Here is an 18,227-nt window from a genome sequence, read left to right on the forward strand (position 1 = left end):
TCTCTCCTTTAATTTTTACGGGGTCTCTCCAACTGTAAATTCGATCGTTGCTTGATATTTACCTAATTTCTTCACTGTATCCGCAGGCACATCTAATTTGAAGCCTTTGCCTTTCGGATTCCAGGTTCCACTTACATCAAACTCATTACTCGTCGTATGAGTATCTGTCAATAGATCCTGTGCAGTATCCAACAAGAAACTCTTTTCATTCTCCGTCCCATCGTTGTATCTCAAAATGTTAGGAATGACTTTTTTTGATCCATCCGTATCCGTTAAAGTAAATTCTTGTGTTACTTTAGCTTGAAGTGTCCACTTTTGTTTGCTGGCTCTTGTATCCGTGATGATCAATGCTTTGTCAAGTGTAGCTTCGTTTACACGAATTGGCTTATAGCTGACTTCTTCGATCCCAAAGTTGAGCTTCGTTGGTGTTGAAGATAAAAATAGTCGGCCTTCAAATTCATACTCTACTGTATTGCCACTTGCTGAAAGTACAAATTCCTCGACTGGTGCGTTGGTTTGTTCGTAACCTGCATCTTTAATAGCCTGAATAGTATCCGTAACTGATTTGATGTTTTTCAAATTGATTGGATCTCCAATCATTTGAGTCGTATCAACATAATCAGGATATTTATCGGTCATATAACTTCCGTTGATTTTGTACTTAACTCTTAATTCAGTTGTAACAGGTACAATCGTGATTTTCACTTCAATGTCCTTTGTAACATTTTTGGCCGTCGTTAGTGTCAGCCACAACGTCTTGTCTCCTAATACAGATGTGTCGGGCAACGTATGATTTTGACTATAGGTCACTTTCACTGGTTTATCGATTAAGTTATCCGTATCCACAGAAATATTTTTCAAGAAATAATTCTCAGTTTCTGTCGGTAAAGGATTTGCATTAAATGGATAGTCCGTTTCAAAATTCGTATTTAGTGGAATTTGAATTGGTGATTTTGCTTCTGCATTTGGTATACCTTCATATAATACTTTTGCTTGCGAACCAACTTCATTGACATTTTTTATAGGCACTGATTCTAACGCCTTATTATCAATATTTAAAAAGGCATTAACATAGCTGTAGTAAGCAACTGTCTTAGGACCAGCCTGTTCAAAGACCATATAACCATTGTCCTTATCACTTTGATCGGCAGCATTAACGTATCCGTATGGTGACGTCGCAGAGCCATCAAAATTGAATTTGTCATTTGGGACAGCTATCACTTTGATATCAAATAAACTACCATTGAAATCGTTAGATGTAGAATCTTTTGCTGTCAAGATAGCCTTTGACTTCGCTGTACCATCAAAAGTGATATCAAAAAGATTCGTCTTTTTGATTGTCGTACCGTATTCATAAATTTCAATAGATTGAATATCATAAAACTCCGGAACTTCTGTCTCAAGTCTGAATTTAGTGTTTCTATTTTCTTTGGAGTTATCAGCAATTCCTTGAAGAATAGAGTACTTCAATGTCTTATAATCTGGGTCAGTATGGACGGCACTGTTTCTCTCTCCATATACGATTGGTGTTGCTGGTGCAATACGAGCTAGAGACTCAGTAGAATACAAGACAGCCATTTGACCTGGCCATGGATCTGGATCATCATAATCATATCCTTGATATTCCATACTCATTTCATACGTCTTTTTTTCGAACAAATCAGTTAATCGAGTAAATGGTTGATCTACTTCTAAATCATCACTGGTCATTTCAAAAATATTATTTTCAAGCTTATAACCGATCTTTGAATCATCTGTAACATACATATTACTAAAATCAGTTGAAGAAAATGGGAGTGCAACTTTTTTGTTCACATTCACATTACTAAAGTTCCATGAACCTTTTAAATTGAGCGATTCTTTGTTATCGTTATAATAAAATTCATAATGATAACGAACTTTATCACCTAACATAAAATCTTCTTCATGACTATATAAACCCGATCCGACCATTAAGAAGTAGCTTCCCCAAGCTGTGTCGATTGGTACATTAACCATACTATTTCGATCAGCCGCATCTACTGCAAAAAAGCGGAATGAAGGATATGTACCATCTTTTTTTTGCGCAAAGGCCATTTCATCGATGACAAACTTCATATCCACACTGCGACCATTATATAATCCAGCATTTCTAACCCAAGCACCTTTTTCTGTACTCGGATTTGTAGGATTAAATTGGTAAACCTTGGTCTTACTTCCAGAAAAACCATCATTGATTATTGGGTTTCCAATCGGTTCATAGGTGACATTATCAGTTAATTTGAACATGAAACCATAATCTCCAGAAATTTCTGTATTAGAACCACTCTTACCGACTAAATTAATCCCATTGGCTGTTTTAATATCTGAATAGCCTGGTAAAGGTGCTGCAACAATTTTATTTCCATTAGAAACATAAAATTGAAACCAACCAGAAACTAGGGCAATTAGCCCTAGTCCTAGAAAGAGAAAAACTTTGATATGTTTCTTCATTATTTTCCTCCTTTCTTCAAAAATTAAATAAGAATCACATTACTAAAGGTAATCGATTAGATACTTCCACCAACTAGAGAAAGCTTACCGTAGTTTTCAAGTTTAAATTCTTGATCTCCAGTCAAAGTACCTGTAACTGACAATGTTTTGCTATTGCAGATCTTACCGAAGTTCACAGCAAATTCTTTTCCACCTCTGAATGTTTCTGTAGCAGGTGTTGCATAATCTCCACCTAGTTGACCCCAAGTTGAGATACGGCTAATATTTGTACCATTGATTGTTGTATTAGTTGAATAGAATAGTTTTGAATTCGCACGTTTGTTTGCTACTTCAAAGTTTTTAGGGGCATTTAAATTGATTACTGCACCCTTATATTCACTTTCGATTACTGATTTTGTGCTGTCACCAGTCACAACTAATTCAGCACCGCGATCTACATTTACTTCAGTTCCATAGTATTGTAGTTTCATTGCTGAATAGTTTCCGCCACCACGACCATTGAATTTCACTTTACTTCTTGAAGCTAAGTTCAATGTTGGTACTTTATTTACATAATCAGCACGAGGAATAAATTGGAAAGCAACTCCTGCAGCATCAACATCAAATGTTGCGCCTGTACCTACATCAACTTTTTGTACTTTATCGTAAAATACTGGATAGTAGTAATTAACTTTGCTTTGAGGTCCAATTTTTACATTTACGTTTGCATTGTCACCGATGATTGCTTCACCAGTTGCTTTTCCGTTGATCAACGCACCATTAAAGTAAAACGCTGAGAATTGTCCGTGATCTTTGTTAGCAGCGATTCCGTTATACGTAGAACCTGCTTTAAATTCTAAATCGTGAACCCAAGCATTTTCTGCACGAGTCGTGATATTATTTGTTCCGTCAAACGTTAATTTACCTTCACTAAGGTGAACAAAACGAGCACCTGTATAAGTGACATCTTTCGCTAGAACGTCCCATCCATAGCTTGAAGGTCCGTTACCAGAACCACCTGTAAAGAAACGACCGTCACTGTCGGCACCAACGATGTTTGCATTTGTGATCGTTACAAGGTTTGTACCTTTCTTGTTTTGTTTACCATAGATAGAGTTGTGTGCTGAGTTGATCACAACACCTTGATCTGCATTACCATTGATCGTTAGATCACGATTTGGGATATCTGTGATGTTTTTCTTGAATTGGATACTTGCATTTACATTGATTACTGTAACTGAAGGGTTTTTTAAGGCCGCTTCAAATTGTTCAATAGTTGAAACTTCTGCTGTTTCTTCTGCCGCGTATGCTACTACTGGGCTACCTGAAATTGGTGTTGGTACAGTTAGTACCACTGCTCCTAGGGTCGCTGTTGCCGCTAAAGCAAACAAACTTCTTTTCAATACTTGTGTTTTTTTCAATTCTTTCTCCTCCTAAAATGTGCTTTTGACGAAACCTTTTTTGCTCCCTCCTTTCCAGAAGCAACGAGCATCCACTTCTCCTCCCGTTTGCTTCTATCCAGTTTCGCAAATTATCCTATTGACTGAAATCATAATATGCATGTCTCTACCTCCTATTTCTAACTAAAATCAAATGATTGGTTTTATCGTACTAGGATGTATCATTGCCGATTCCCAGTCTAATTACTAATTAGATAAGCTGCTATTCATTTCTTTAAACATATAACATGTATCCTTTAGAACGAATTGTTTTGATATACTGTGGTTTTTCAATATCATGCTCGATCTTTTTCCTTAAATGAAAGACTAAATTAGAAACACGATATTTTCTATTTCCATAGGTATCATTCCAAACATTTTTATAGATTTCCTCATATGTCATTGTTTTACGTGCATGTTTATGTAAATACTCAATCGTAAGAAATTCTAATTTCGTTAGATTTACTTCTTTGCCGTCTTCTAAACAAACACTCAGATTTTGTGGATTTAATTGAAAGTCTTTTACACCTCGAACCAAAGAATTTTTTGACATGCTCAATTGTGCCTGAGGTTCTTTAAAACGTTTTATTAAGTTCTTTACAGTTAATATTGATTCATCTAAATCATTGTTATAATCAATGATCCCGTCAGCACCCAATTGAAGATAAACAATACGATTCGTTTTATTAGACTCATCCACAGATGTAAGAATCCACAATGGTAAATCTGTTTGTCTTCGTATGTCCATAATCAATCCGCAAATCCAATTGATGCCGGAAAAATCAATATCCTCGATAATTAATGTATCTAATTGGTTAATTGACTCAGCTTTCCCTAAAAGTAACTGATCAATCGTTTCTTTTTCTATTAATTGAATATCACATTGAAACATATTAAGGATTTTTTTATACTTTTCACTTAACTTACCATTTAATGAAATGTATCCGATTGTGTACATTTCTCGAAGCCTCCTCACCATCATTTGTTGTTTTACTTTTTTTTCCTTTAAACAATATTTCTTTTAAATTTGAAGCCTTAAAGTTTAGAAAAAATTGATTTGCGATTATAATAACGATAAGTAAATTCATCAGTGGTCGAATGAATTTATATCGACGGCGAATTTTGATTTTATATAGATATTTGGCTTAAATTAATTTCTTGAATGTATCAGGTATAAGAAAAAGGACGGTCAGCTCTTGTTACTACACACTTCAAAAAATCAGTTGACCACTTTATGACGGCTAAAAAATGTCTGGCAGACAAAAAAAAGCTAACAAAACAAGCGATGTTTTGTTAGCTTCTTTTTAAAGTAGTTCCTGTAATTGCTTATCCAATATAGAAACAGCTGCTCTTCTGTTTTCCCAAAGTGAATCTGTGTAGGTATCTAAGGTCAATTTTATCGAAGCATGACCTAAAAGCTTACTTAAAGTGGCAATATCGATACCGCGTTCTACACATCTTGTTGCAAATGTGTGTCTTAAAACATGGAAATGAATCGGTTTGATTCCAGCTTCTTCAATGGTTTTTCGAAAACGATAACTAATCACTCGAGGTTCAGCGTAGCTATCTTTGCAAGATATAACATATTCGGAGGTTCGTTCCTTTTTCTTATTTAATAGGTAGCTTTTCAAATTATCTGCCAAAGGAATCAGACGCTTAGAACTTTTTGTTTTGGGTTCTGCCAAGATAACCTCAGTCTTTTTCTTGTTTGTCACACTTGGGATCCTATACAGTGTTCTTCTAATGTGTATGATGTTCTTCTCAAAATCAATATCGTCCCATTTAAGTCCGCTTATTTCACCAATTCTCAAGCCTGTATATAGCGCTAATATGACAGCAGAACATCTTTTCTCTCTTAAAGCGATAGCTTCTATTTTCTCTTGATCGGCCAAACTTAGTGCAGATATTTCATTCGTCGATGTAGAAGATAATGAAAGATTTTTACAAGGATTTACTAAAATACAATTCTCAATATACGCTCTCCCCAATGCACTTTTTAAAACAGTTACTATTGAATGGATCGTTGAAGATGATAATTCCAATTGAATCAGATAATTAACGAATTCCTCTATTTCACGACTTTTTAGCTGTGTTAATGCGCGATTTCCCAAAGCAGGAATAATATATTTATCGATCCTTAGCCGATAACTTATATAGGTAGACTGCTTTATTCTCTTCTTCATCACAACATTCAGCCAATGATTTAGCCAATCTTCAACGCTTCCTTTATATAAACTGAGATTATTATGCGTGAAAGAATATTGAACTTTCAACTCAGCAAGCCTTTTTTTAACACAAGAATATTTTTTTCCGTAGATATAGCCATATATGATTTTGCCATGTTCGTTTCTTGCTTTGATGTATCTACCTTCCCATCTACCATCCTTCCTTTTATATATATTTTCACCTTTTCTACTCACTTGCGACACCCTCTCCGAAAAAAATTGACGGCTTATTTGACGGCTTAAAAATATATACCTATTTCTTTTTCGATAAGATCATAAGTATGAACAATTTGATTTCAATAAAAATAAAACAATAACCATCTAAACCTTTGTTTTTATAATTTTTAATACCTATTTGTTTAAATCTTTTCTCATTTTTTTCTCAACTTTCATAAAAACATGATAGAAAAATGATCTTTTTCATATAGACTGCTCATCTTTTTTGAGATAGAATGAATTAGTAGTTGAAGTTGACGTGTGATTTATTGATTAACCTGTTTTATATTTTCTTATACCTGATACATTCAAGAAAAAAATTATCTAATACATATATATCATTATTATATCAATATAACTAGAAATTTCATCCTTTTTATAAAAAATATTATTTCTTTTTTTGTATAAAAAACATAAAATCTGAAATATTCTCTCCGATTCCTACACTTATTCTTCTCTCTAACTAAAACAGTCTATCTTCCCTTCAAAAAAGTAATCGAACATGAAAAACTATGCTCTCTTCTATATAACTTGTGGTAAAATAATGTATCTTTACTTACTATAGACAGGGAGGCAGATTGTTGGCATCTAAATTTTTTACAGGCAGTCAATTAAAGTGGCTGGCGATCTTTTCAATGTTGCTGGATCATACAGCAAAAATCATTTCATTTCAGCAGTACGCTATATTGTCTGTCCCTTATACAACAGACAGTTCTGTTATAGCAGAAGTCACCAAAACATTATTCCCTATTTTTATTACGATCGGTAGATTAGCTTTTCCTTTGTTTTGCTTTTTGCTGGTTCAAGGATTTATCCATACGTCAAACCTTTCACGTTACAGTTTACGCTTATTTCTGTTTTCCCTTCTTTCTGAAATTCCTTATGATCTTGCTTTTTCTAAACAATGGTTTGATTGGCAAAGTCAGAATGTCTTTTTTACCTTATTGATAGGTCTACTCGTTATTACTGGTCTAAAGAGGTATCAAGGTCGCTCGATCAAAAATTATCTTATCTCAAGTGTGTTTATTCTATGTGGAGTTTTTTCAGCCGAATGGTTGCATACGGATTATGGTGGTTGGATCGGTGTTTTATTGATCGTGGTATTGTATATTTTTAGGAATCATAACTTACTGAAATGTATATTTGGCGGGGCTGTGATTTTACAAAACAGTTTATTTGGCCTGATGGCTTTTCCTTTGATTTATTTTTATAATGGGCAGCGTGGAAAACAAATGAAGTATTTTTTTTATTGGTTCTATCCTGTTCATTTATTGCTTTTGACAGCAATTCAGCAGTTCATCATTGTTCCATATTTGCTAAATATGTTCTAGATAAAATAAGTAGACCAGATGGTTATTTCAAAGTAGCTACCTCAATTTCTACTCTTTACATAAATTCAAAGAGCCCGAAACAAAACTAAACATCAGTTTTGTTTCGGGCTCTAATTTCGAATAAATATCGAGACAAAAGCAGCTAACACGCTTCGATCACATTAGCCAAACGCTTTTGTCCTAACATTTCTTCTTTGTTTTTTATTACATCATGCCGCCCATACCCATTGAAGGATCCATTGGTGGCATTGCTGGTGCAGCTGGTTCTGGTTTATCAGCAACAACAGCTTCTGTTGTCAATAATAATGCAGCAACAGAGGCAGCGTTTTGTAATGCTGAACGAGTTACTTTTGTAGGATCAACGATCCCTGCTTCTACCATATTGACCCATTCGCCATTTGCAGCATTGAAACCAATACCTAGTTCAATATTTTTCAATTTATCGACAACAACTGAACCTTCATAGCCAGCATTTTCAGCGATTTGACGAATTGGTTCTTCCAAGGCACGGACAACGATTTTCACGCCAGTGGCTACGTCTCCTTCAGCTTCTACTTCTGTTACTTTATTGATCACATTAACTAAAGCAGTACCACCACCAGAAACCATTCCTTCTTCGACAGCTGCGCGAGTAGCATTTAACGCATCTTCGATACGTAGTTTCAATTCTTTTAGTTCTGTTTCAGTTGCAGCACCAACTTTGACAACGGCAACCCCGCCAGCTAATTTTGCTAAACGTTCCTGTAGTTTTTCGCGGTCAAAATCAGAAGTTGTTTCTGCAATTTGATTTTTGATCAATTGAACACGTGCATCGATTCCTGCTTTTTCGCCTGCACCTTCAACGATCGTTGTATTATCTTTATCCACAACGACCTTGCTTGCATTTCCAAGGTTTTCGATCGTTGTATCTTTCAATTCAAGGCCTAAATCATCTGTGATCACAGTTCCGCCAGTTAAGACAGCAATATCTTCAAGCATCGCTTTACGACGATCACCAAATCCTGGAGCTTTCACTGCAACAACATTGAATGTTCCGCGGATTTTGTTTAATACTAAGGTTGGTAATGCTTCTCCATCAACATCATCAGCAATGATCAATAATGGACGGCTTTGTTGTAGAATTTGTTCTAGTAACGGTAAGATATCTTGGATGTTTGAGATTTTTTTATCTGTGATCAAGATATATGGATTTTCTAAAACAGCTTCCATTTTATCATTGTCAGTGACCATATATTGAGATAGATAACCGCGATCAAACTGCATTCCTTCAACGACATCTAATTCTGTTTCGATCCCTTTTGATTCTTCGATCGTAATAACGCCGTCATTCCCAACTTTTTCCATTGCATCTGCAATCAGTTGACCCACACGGTCTGATCCTGAAGAAACAGCTGCAACTTGAGCGATCGCTTCTTTAGAATCAACGACTGTTGAGATATTGTGTAATTCTTCAACAGCTGTTTTTGTTGCTAGTTCGATACCACGGCGAATTCCTAACGGATTAGCTCCCGCCGTAACATTTTTCAATCCTTCACGTACGATCGCTTGCGTTAAAACAGTAGCAGTTGTTGTACCATCTCCAGCGATATCATTTGTTTTTGATGCTACCTCTGAAACAAGCTTAGCACCCATATTTTCAAAATGATCTTCTAATTCGATTTCTTTCGCGATGGTCACACCATCATTTGTGATCAAAGGAGAACCAAATGATTTTTCTAAGACAACGTTACGACCTTTAGGGCCTAATGTTACTTTTACTGTATCTGCTAAAATATCTACACCTCGAAGCATTGCTGCTCGTGCATCTTCTGCGAATTTAATTTCTTTTGCCATGATTTCTTCACCTCAAAATTATTTTTCTATTTACTTGATTGTATCGATTACTCAACGATCGCAATAATATCTTTTCCAGAAACGATCAGGTAATCATTGCCTTCATATTTTACTTCTGTACCGGCGTATTTTTCAAACATTACTACATCGCCTTCTTTAACATCAGCAGGAACTTTTGTCCCGTTATCTAAAACACGGCCTTCTCCTACTGCGATGACTTTTCCAGTTTGTGGTTTTTCTTTAGCAGCAGACGCTAAAACAATGCCTCCTACTGTCTTTTCTTCTTCTTGTGCGACTTCAATAATGACGCGATCGCTTAATGGTTTTAACACAATAAATCCCTCCATACTAAAATTGATCATCTTTTTTAGCACTCTTATAAGCCGAGTGCTAACTTACACTTTTTATAATACTCATTTTGCTATTACTTTGCAAGTCTTTTGGTCAATTTTATAAAATATTTCTTCCCTCTTTTTTTAATATCTATTAAAAGGTCCCTAGTTAAATAAACCATTTTTTTGTTTACAACGATTTCGTGGTAAAATAAAAAAAGAAAGTGAGGCGATTTAGATGAAACAACGAATTATCGGAGCTCTACTGGCGACTGGCCTTTATTTGATCATTGCAAATGTGGGAAATTTCTTTTTTGGCATCAGCCAACGTTTTGATTGGACAACAACATTATGGGAAGCGGCTTTCTTCTTTGTATTCATTTTTCTCTTATTAGGGTATCGCAATAATCGAAAATGATCGACTTTCATTCAATCAGTCTATATCTTCTCATAAAAGATATGATATATTTTTTACATTGTTATATGGAAAGGAGTTCAATTTATTTATGCTCAGAAACTTATCGATCAAAAAATTAAGCATCATTACGATTTTACTTTATTTACTAGTCTTTTTTTCACCCTATGTCTTTGTACCATTTTCTTCAGATTTAGTGATCATCGGGACAACTGTCAGCTATATTCTCGGGGCAGCAGCGATGATTTGGCTATATTTCAAGAATAGGAAAACAGCTGTTACAATTACTGAAAATGAAGCAAAATTGACTTCTCCTGTTTTTACCTTGCTTTTAGGCATCAGCGGGATTTTTCTGGCTATGATCATCCAAACAATCGTCTTCAGTATTGAAATGGCCATCACAGGGGAACAACCAAGTTCACAAAATACTCAAAATATTATTGCTATTATTTTAGCTAACCCGCTATTTATCTTGGCAACCACTATCGGCGGCCCTATCATGGAAGAATTTGTTTTCCGTCGTTCGATGATTGGTTTAACAGAAAATTATACAGGTTTTTGGATCGCTGCTGGGATCAGTTCAGCTTTGTTCTCCGTCGTGCATCAAGATGGCCATTTCTTTGTTTACTTTTTCATGGGCTTCTTTTTTGCTATTTTATATAAAATGACTGGAAAAATTTGGACATCGATCCTTGCACATTGCGGAATGAATACGCTCGTTGTCATCGCTCAATTGATTCTACATTATGCAAATATTGAATTACCTAAATAAAAAATACCTAAGGTTCCGTATCACATCGTGAGTACAGCCTTAGGTATTTTACTTTTTTATTCTTCTATCTCAGCGTCGATCAATTCATTGTCATGATGCAAGAAGTAGATCAACGTTTGTAATTCATTCGTCAAATCAACATTTTGAATCAATACATCAGAAGGTGCAACCAAACGTGCTGCGGTAAAGTTCAAGATCCCTTTGACCCCTGCATCTGCTAATTGGCTGACAACTTCTTGTGCTCTTCTAGCAGGTAACGTCAAAATAGCTACTTCGATTTGCTGAACACGAATCTGCTCCATCATATCGCTCATTGGATATACGGGGATCCCGTCAACGATCCGACCAACGATATCTTCATTTACATCAAACGCGCAACTCACACGAATACTGTTACTTTGATGGAATTTATATTTAAGTAATGCACTCCCTAAATTCCCTACACCGATCAAAGCCACATTAGTAAGTTCATCATCATTCAATGTCTTAGCGAAGAAATTCATTAAGTTCTCCACATCATAACCGTAACCACGCTTACCTAATTCACCAAAATAAGAAAAATCGCGGCGAATCGTTGCGCTATCTACTTGAACTGCTTCACTTAACTCTGTTGAAGAAACTTTGTTTTTCCCTGCGTCATGCAGGATTCTCAAATAACGATAATATAGGGGAAGGCGGCGTGCCGTTGCTTTTGGAATAATTTGGTCTTTCACAATTGTACCTCCAATATTCTAAATATAGACAAATATCCATCTCTCATGATATCAGTTATTCTCATCAAAAAGCAATCTTACAGCTCAAGAAAAAGGAATTTTTTCAATCTTTTCTAATTCCCTAAAGTGATTTTTGCAGGACAACCGGCAGTATAGGTGCTATTTTGCCTTAAACTATGCTACACTAAAGACATTCAAATAGAAATGAGGATGCCCCATGATTTTACTCCAAGCAAATCAAATCGCCCGTTATTTTGGAGCGGAAACTTTGTTTGAAAACATACAAATGGAAATCAGCACGAATAGCCGAATTGCTTTAGTCGGCCGCAATGGTGCTGGTAAATCAACATTATTAAAAATAATAGCTGGGATCGATGCTCCTGATGCAGGAACGATCGCTAAAAATAAGACAGCCAGTCTTGGCTACCTTGCTCAAGATACTGGTTTAACCTCTAATAAAACTGTTTGGGACGAAATGCTTGAAGCCTTTGCAGAAATCATCACAACGGAAAAACGTATGAGAGAATTAGAAGTGATCATCAGTGAACTTTTACCTAATGCAGCGAACTACGAATCAATAATGAAGGAATACGATCGCCTTCAGCATGACTTTGCTGAGCAAAACGGCTACGGGTATGAAAATGAGATCCGCTCAGTTTTACACGGATTCGGCTTCCAAGAAGATTTTTATGAAAAAGCCATCAGTACATTGTCTGGAGGTCAAAAAACTCGTTTAGCTTTAGCTAGAATGCTGCTGCAAAAACCAGATATTTTAATTTTGGATGAACCAACAAACCATTTAGATATCGATACTCTTTCTTGGCTAGAAAATTATCTGCCAAGTTATTCAGGTGCTCTCTTGATCGTTTCCCATGACCGCTATTTTCTTGATAAGGTCGTCAATGAAGTCTATGAAATCAGCCGTCACAAAATGCGTTATTACAAAGGTAATTATTCTAAATATTTAGATTTAAAAGCTGAGCAGCTGACCAGCGAATGGAAAGCCTATGAGAAACAACAGGCTGAGATCAGTAAACTGGAGGATTTTGTCGCACGAAATTTAGTGAGAGCTTCCACAACCAAACGCGCACAAAGCCGAAGAAAAACCTTAGAAAAAATGGAACGATTGGATCGGCCTCAAGGTGATGAAAAATCAGCTAATTTTCTTTTTGATATAGAAAAAGTATCTGGAAATGTCGTACTTCAGGTTGAAGAAGCAGCGATCGGGTATGATACTCGCATTTTATCTGAACCTGTTTCTTTAGATATCCGAAGACAAGAAGCCATCGCTTTAGTAGGTCCAAACGGAATCGGAAAATCGACGCTGCTTAAATCGATCATTGGAAAAATCCCTTTTATCAAAGGTCATGCAACGCTTGGAACCAATGTCCAAATCGGATACTATGATCAAGAGCAAGCGGAGTTACATGGTACAAAAACAGTTTTAGCCGAATTATGGGATGAACATCCTACCACTCCGGAAAAGGAGATTCGAAGTGTGTTAGGCAGCTTTTTATTTAGTGGAAACGATGTTGAAAAAACGATTCCGCTTCTAAGCGGCGGCGAAAAAGCTCGCGTTGCTTTAGCCAAATTATCGATGGATAAAGAAAATTTTCTGATCCTTGACGAACCAACCAACCACCTAGATATCGATAATAAAGAGGTACTTGAAAATGCTTTGATTGATTACGAAGGCACGTTATTATTTGTTTCTCATGACCGTTATTTTATCAACCGAATTGCTACAAAAGTGATCGAACTTTCCGAATCTGGTAGTAAATTATATTTGGGCGATTACGATTACTATATCGAAAAGAAAAAAGAAGAAGAAGAATTGGCCGAATTATTAGCAGATGAAACAACTAAATCTTCGGAGACACCAAAACCTAAAAATGACTTTTATCAAAACAAAGAGCAGCAAAAAATACTACGGAACTTAAAGAGAAAAATCACTCAAATCGAAGAAACGCTAACGTCATTGGATACATCTATCGACGAGCTAGAGCAAAGCATGAATGATCCAGCGCTAGTTGACGATCATGTAAAACTAATGGCTTTAAATGACGAACTGGAGTCTCAACGTACTCAGCAGGAAACATTGCTTACAGATTGGGAAAATCTCAGCCTTGAGCTAGAAGAATTTGAAGATATGAACGAATGAAAGGCAGATGAATATGGCATCTAAACGCATGAATGTCACCAAACCTAAATATCAACAAATCGCTGTCGATGTCGCCTCTCAAATCGCTGAACAACGATTCTCAGTGGGCGATAAGCTTCACGCACGTTCTACACTGGCAAATAAATACAGTGTTTCACCTGAAACCGCTCGAAAGGCTATCAGTGTTTTAGTCGATTTAGAAATCGTCAAAGCAAAGCATGGCAGTGGATTTTATGTCCACTCGATCGAAAAAGCCAAAGTTTTTGTTGAACAATACCAAGATGTTCAATCGATCCATGATCTAAAAGAGGACTTGATCAATAGTGTACAGAAGCAAAAAGAAGAATTAAGCTACTTCTCTGAAATATTAGATAAGTTAGTTGATCAAACAAAACGTTTTGATTCTTTCAATCCTTTGAATCCCGTAACATTTACCTTAACGGAAGAAGCTGCAAACCTTGATAGGACAATCAGTGAGTTAAACCTATGGCAAAGTACTTCTGCCACCGTTATTGCAATCAAACATGGGGAAGAATTACTTGTCTCTCCTGGTCCTTATGCAAAATTAGAAGCCGGTGATACGATTTATTTTGTTGGACATGAATCTACTTTGCAGCGCGTTCAAAACTACTTCTATCCTAGCGTGTAATCAAAATGGCTATACAGCAGCTCCTTTGGAAATTTCGTAAAAATTGGTCTTTGGCCACCGTTCATTAAGTAAGAGAGTTCGAAACAAAACTGTTATTCAGCTTTGTTTCGAACTCTCTTATTATTTTCTCATGAGATATAACAGCAATTTGACAAAGTGACTACACGATGTTAACCTAAAATGGTCACTTTTTTTCAGAAAAGAAATGATTTTCTTTTCATGAATAAAAAATTGAGTATGAATGATCGCTACAATGGACAACGTATTTGTTATCTAGTTGCTTGAGCCTGTCTCTCGAGAAAAAGATAAAACCTAAATGAGGCTAAAAGCACCTCAGTCATGTTTTCCTATTTTCTAGTCGAGACTAAACGGGCTCGTTACGCTCTTGCTGAGAATCACAACGAAAGTATTTGAGTTGATGATGAACAGTACAAGACTTTCGTAAGAGAGTGTCGATCATTTGTGTTATCTAGCTGCACAGGCTAGTTCTTCGGAAAAAAGATAAAAATAAATTGTGGCAAAAAACACCTTATTTCATTTTTCCTATTTTTCTGTCAGAACTAAATGAGCCTGTTCCGCTTTTATTGCTATCCAGCTGTACAAGCCAGCTTTTCGGAAAAAAGATAAAAATAAATTGTGGCAAAAAACACCTCATTTCATTTTTCCTATTTTTCTGTCAACGCTAAACGGCTTGTTCCGCTTTTAATTTTAAGGAGGAATTTTGTTTTGCCCAAGGTAAAAGTGTCACATTTAACAAAAATATTTGGTAAAAAATCCAAGCAAGCATTGGATATGATCCGAGAAAACAAGTCAAAAACGGAGATTTTGAAAAAAACAGGCGCCACTGTCGGTGTGTATGATGTTAATTTTGAAGTCGAAGAAGGAGAAATTTTCGTGATCATGGGACTTTCAGGAAGTGGGAAGTCTACGTTGATTCGTTTATTGAATCGCTTGATTGAACCAACATCAGGAAATATCTTTATCGACGATCAAGAAATCGCCAAACTGGATAAAGAAGGATTACGGGAAGTCCGTAGAAATAAAATGAGTATGGTGTTCCAAAATTTTGGTCTCTTCCCTCACCGAACAATTTTAGAAAATACAGAATACGGTTTAGAAGTTCGTGGCGTTCCTAAAGAAGAACGAACAGCTAAAGCTGAACAAGCGTTGGAAAATTCTAGTTTATTAGCATTTAAAGATCAATATCCCAATCAATTATCCGGTGGGATGCAGCAACGGGTCGGTTTAGCCCGAGCATTAGCAAATGATCCTGAAATCCTATTGATGGATGAAGCATTTTCAGCGCTAGACCCTTTGATTCGCCGTGAAATGCAGGATGAATTAGTTGATTTACAAGAAAATGTGAAGAAAACGATTATTTTTATTACTCATGATTTAAATGAGGCGTTACGTATCGGTGATCGGATTGCCTTGATGAAAGATGGACAGATCATGCAAATCGGTACTGGAGAAGAAATCTTGACCAATCCCGCTAATGATTATGTTCGTACGTTCGTTGAAGATGTCGATCGTTCAAAAGTCTTGACCGCACAAAATATCATGGTGCCGGCACTTACGACCAATATCGAGATCGACGGCCCTACGGTTGCTCTGACTCGTATGCGCCAAGAAGAAGTTAGTATGCTGATGGCAGTCGACAAAAAACGTCAGTTAAAAGGAGTGGTCCGGGCTGAACGTGCGTCAGAAGCAAGAAAAGCTGGACTTCCATTAACAGATTTTGTTGACACTGAGATCACAACGATCGATAAAGATATGCTAGTCAACGATATCCTACCTATCATCTATGACTCCCCTACTCCTGTTGCAGTAACAGATAATAATAAGCTATTGGGTGTAGTTATTCGCGGAAGTGTTCTTGAAGCATTAGCAGAAACTGAGGTGAGCATCAATGAATAATTATCAATTACCAGTAGCTGACTGGGTAGAGACGATCACAGAATGGATGACAAATACATTTTCTGGACTATTCAGTTTCTTCCAATCTACAGGTCAAAGTCTGATGGATACGATCACTTCTCTACTTGTTGCAATCCCGCCACTATTGTTCATTGTATTATTAACGGTGGTTGCCTTTCTTATTTCAAATAAGAAAATCGGTCTAAGTCTTTTCACTTTGGTTGGTCTATTATTTATCTATAACCAAAACCTTTGGAACGATTTGATGAGCACAGTGACGTTAGTTTTACTTTCTAGTGTAGTATCGATCATTATTGGGGTTCCATTAGGGATCTTAATGGCTAAAAGTAATAAAGCTCAAAGTGTGATCACTCCTATCCTCGATTTCATGCAAACGATGCCTGGATTTGTCTATTTGATACCAGCAGTTGCTTTCTTTGGTATTGGAATGGTCCCTGGTGTATTTGCTTCTGTCATTTTTGCTTTACCGCCAACTGTTCGTTTTACGAACCTTGGTATTCGCCAAGTGCCGAAAGAATTAGTTGAAGCTTCCGATTCATTTGGTAGTACAGGCTGGCAGAAACTATTTAAGCTAGAATTACCATTAGCTAAAAGCACCATTATGGCTGGTGTCAACCAAACAACCATGCTGGCACTTTCAATGGTCGTTATCGCTTCGATGATCGGCGCGCCTGGCTTAGGTCGTGGTGTTCTATCTGCCTTGCAAAGAGCGCAAGTCGGAAATGGTTTTGTCAATGGTGTTGCTTTAGTTATCTTAGCAATCATTATCGATCGCTTTACTCAAAATCTAAACAAGAAAAAAACAGCACCAGCTAAATCGACTGTTTCTAAGAAGCAGAAAATCGGCGGTATCATCGCTATCGTTGTGTTGATCATTGGCGCTATTGCAGTTCCTTCTCTATTTACTTCAGCAAAGAATGAAGATAAAAAAATCTCATTGTCTTACGTAGAATGGGATACAGAAGTTGCCTCCACTCACGTGATAGGTGAAGTATTGAAAGATGCTGGATATAATGTTTCATTGACGCCATTAGACAATGCCATCATGTGGGAATCTGTATCAAAAGGTGAAACAGATGCTATGGTTGCAGCTTGGCTTCCAGGCACACATGGGGAACAATACAAACAATATCAATCTAAAGTCGATGATCTAGGTGAAAATCTAAAAGGTGCTAAATTGGGGCTTGTCGTTCCAGCCTATATGGATGTTGATTCGATTGAAGATTTAACAGATCAAGCTGGCAAAAAAATCACTGGGATCGAACCTGGGGCAGGAGTTGTTTCTGCAGCTGAAAAAACACAGAAAGCCTACAGCAATTTAGCAGACTGGTCTGTTGAAACCTCTTCTTCCGGCGCAATGACTGTTGCCTTAGGTCAAGCGATCAAAAATAAAGAAGAGATCGTCATCACCGGCTGGTCTCCTCACTGGATGTTTGCTAAATATGATTTAAAATATTTAGAAGATCCTAAAGGAACGATGGGAACTGAAGAAACGATCCATACAATGGCTAGAAAAGGATTAGAAAAAGACAATCCTGAAGCTTATAATATCTTGAAAAATTTCCACTGGACAAAGGAAGACATGGAATCTGTCATGTTAGCGATCAACAATGGAACTGATCCAGAACAAGCAGCACGAGATTGGATCGATAGTCACTCAGATGAAGTGGCAAAATGGAAAAAATAAACCAAAGAAAAAAGCAACTCATCGTATGAGTTGCTTTTTTCTTATGATCAGATAGTCTCAATGCT

At 36.6% G+C, this 18,227-nt stretch carries 14 protein-coding genes; 7 read left to right on the forward strand and 7 right to left on the reverse strand.

Going from position 1 to position 18,227, the window contains the following annotated elements; all coding sequences use genetic code 11:
• Nucleotides 1-15: 15 nt before the first annotated feature.
• The 4 genes from H3T55_RS00620 to H3T55_RS00635 all read right to left on the reverse strand — a co-directional run bounded on the left by H3T55_RS00620 (nt 16) and on the right by H3T55_RS00635 (nt 6,310).
• Nucleotides 16-2,472: a hypothetical protein gene (locus H3T55_RS00620; RefSeq protein WP_225533138.1), complete on the reverse strand. Its 2,457-nt coding sequence runs from the start codon at nt 2,470-2,472 to the stop codon at nt 16-18.
• Between the two features lie 56 nt (nt 2,473-2,528).
• The gene (locus tag H3T55_RS00625) at nt 2,529-3,872 is read right to left on the reverse strand and encodes a pectate lyase-like adhesive domain-containing protein (RefSeq protein WP_225533137.1); all 1,344 of its coding nucleotides are present in this window, start codon (nt 3,870-3,872) and stop codon (nt 2,529-2,531) included.
• Between the two features lie 253 nt (nt 3,873-4,125).
• A complete protein-coding gene (locus tag H3T55_RS00630; RefSeq protein ID WP_225533136.1) occupies nt 4,126-4,848 on the reverse strand; it encodes a winged-helix domain-containing protein in 723 nt (240 codons plus the stop codon).
• A gap of 346 nt (nt 4,849-5,194) precedes the next feature.
• Nucleotides 5,195-6,310 (reverse strand): tyrosine-type recombinase/integrase, encoded by a 1,116-nt coding sequence (locus H3T55_RS00635; protein WP_225533135.1) that lies wholly within the window; start codon nt 6,308-6,310, stop codon nt 5,195-5,197.
• 602 nt (nt 6,311-6,912) lie between these two features.
• Between H3T55_RS00635 and H3T55_RS00640 the strand changes: the two genes are divergently transcribed.
• A complete protein-coding gene (locus H3T55_RS00640; protein WP_225533134.1) occupies nt 6,913-7,662 on the forward strand; it encodes a TraX family protein in 750 nt (249 codons plus the stop codon).
• Between the two features lie 204 nt (nt 7,663-7,866).
• Here the strand turns inward: H3T55_RS00640 and groL are convergent, their stop codons facing one another.
• Together groL and groES are read right to left on the reverse strand one after the other, a co-directional pair.
• Nucleotides 7,867-9,495, reverse strand: a complete 1,629-nt coding sequence (groL, locus tag H3T55_RS00645; protein WP_087639712.1) for a chaperonin GroEL — start codon at nt 9,493-9,495, stop codon at nt 7,867-7,869.
• 47 nt (nt 9,496-9,542) lie between these two features.
• Complete coding sequence (groES, locus tag H3T55_RS00650; protein ID WP_087639711.1) at nt 9,543-9,827, reverse strand: co-chaperone GroES; 285 nt, start codon at nt 9,825-9,827, stop codon at nt 9,543-9,545.
• Nucleotides 9,828-10,065: 238 nt separating this feature from the next.
• Between groES and H3T55_RS00655 the strand changes: the two genes are divergently transcribed.
• Nucleotides 10,066-10,245 carry a hypothetical protein gene (locus tag H3T55_RS00655; protein ID WP_225533133.1) on the forward strand — a complete coding sequence of 60 codons (180 nt, stop codon included), beginning with the start codon at nt 10,066-10,068 and terminating at the stop codon, nt 10,243-10,245.
• A gap of 88 nt (nt 10,246-10,333) precedes the next feature.
• Nucleotides 10,334-11,014 (forward strand): CPBP family intramembrane glutamic endopeptidase, encoded by a 681-nt coding sequence (locus H3T55_RS00660; RefSeq protein WP_225533132.1) that lies wholly within the window; start codon nt 10,334-10,336, stop codon nt 11,012-11,014.
• A 56-nt stretch (nt 11,015-11,070) separates the two neighbouring features.
• Here the strand turns inward: H3T55_RS00660 and H3T55_RS00665 are convergent, their stop codons facing one another.
• Nucleotides 11,071-11,727 (reverse strand): redox-sensing transcriptional repressor Rex, encoded by a 657-nt coding sequence (locus H3T55_RS00665; RefSeq protein WP_225533131.1) that lies wholly within the window; start codon nt 11,725-11,727, stop codon nt 11,071-11,073.
• A 217-nt stretch (nt 11,728-11,944) separates the two neighbouring features.
• On the opposite strand from H3T55_RS00665, the gene H3T55_RS00670 reads away from it, so the two are divergent.
• The 4 genes from H3T55_RS00670 to H3T55_RS00685 all read left to right on the forward strand — a co-directional run bounded on the left by H3T55_RS00670 (nt 11,945) and on the right by H3T55_RS00685 (nt 18,162).
• Nucleotides 11,945-13,888: an ABC-F family ATP-binding cassette domain-containing protein gene (locus H3T55_RS00670; protein WP_225533130.1), complete on the forward strand. Its 1,944-nt coding sequence runs from the start codon at nt 11,945-11,947 to the stop codon at nt 13,886-13,888.
• Nucleotides 13,889-13,901: 13 nt separating this feature from the next.
• Nucleotides 13,902-14,537, forward strand: a complete 636-nt coding sequence (locus tag H3T55_RS00675; protein ID WP_225533129.1) for a TrkA C-terminal domain-containing protein — start codon at nt 13,902-13,904, stop codon at nt 14,535-14,537.
• A 726-nt stretch (nt 14,538-15,263) separates the two neighbouring features.
• A complete protein-coding gene (locus tag H3T55_RS00680; RefSeq protein WP_225533128.1) occupies nt 15,264-16,454 on the forward strand; it encodes a quaternary amine ABC transporter ATP-binding protein in 1,191 nt (396 codons plus the stop codon).
• Nucleotides 16,447-18,162, forward strand: a complete 1,716-nt coding sequence (locus tag H3T55_RS00685) for an ABC transporter permease/substrate binding protein (protein WP_225533127.1) — start codon at nt 16,447-16,449, stop codon at nt 18,160-18,162. Before H3T55_RS00680 ends, H3T55_RS00685 begins: the two co-directional genes overlap by 8 nt.
• Nucleotides 18,163-18,227: the final 65 nt, after the last annotated feature.

The organism is Enterococcus sp. S22(2020), from assembly GCF_020295385.1.
Classification (GTDB): Bacteria; Bacillota; Bacilli; order Lactobacillales; family Enterococcaceae; genus Enterococcus_L; species Enterococcus_L dunnyi.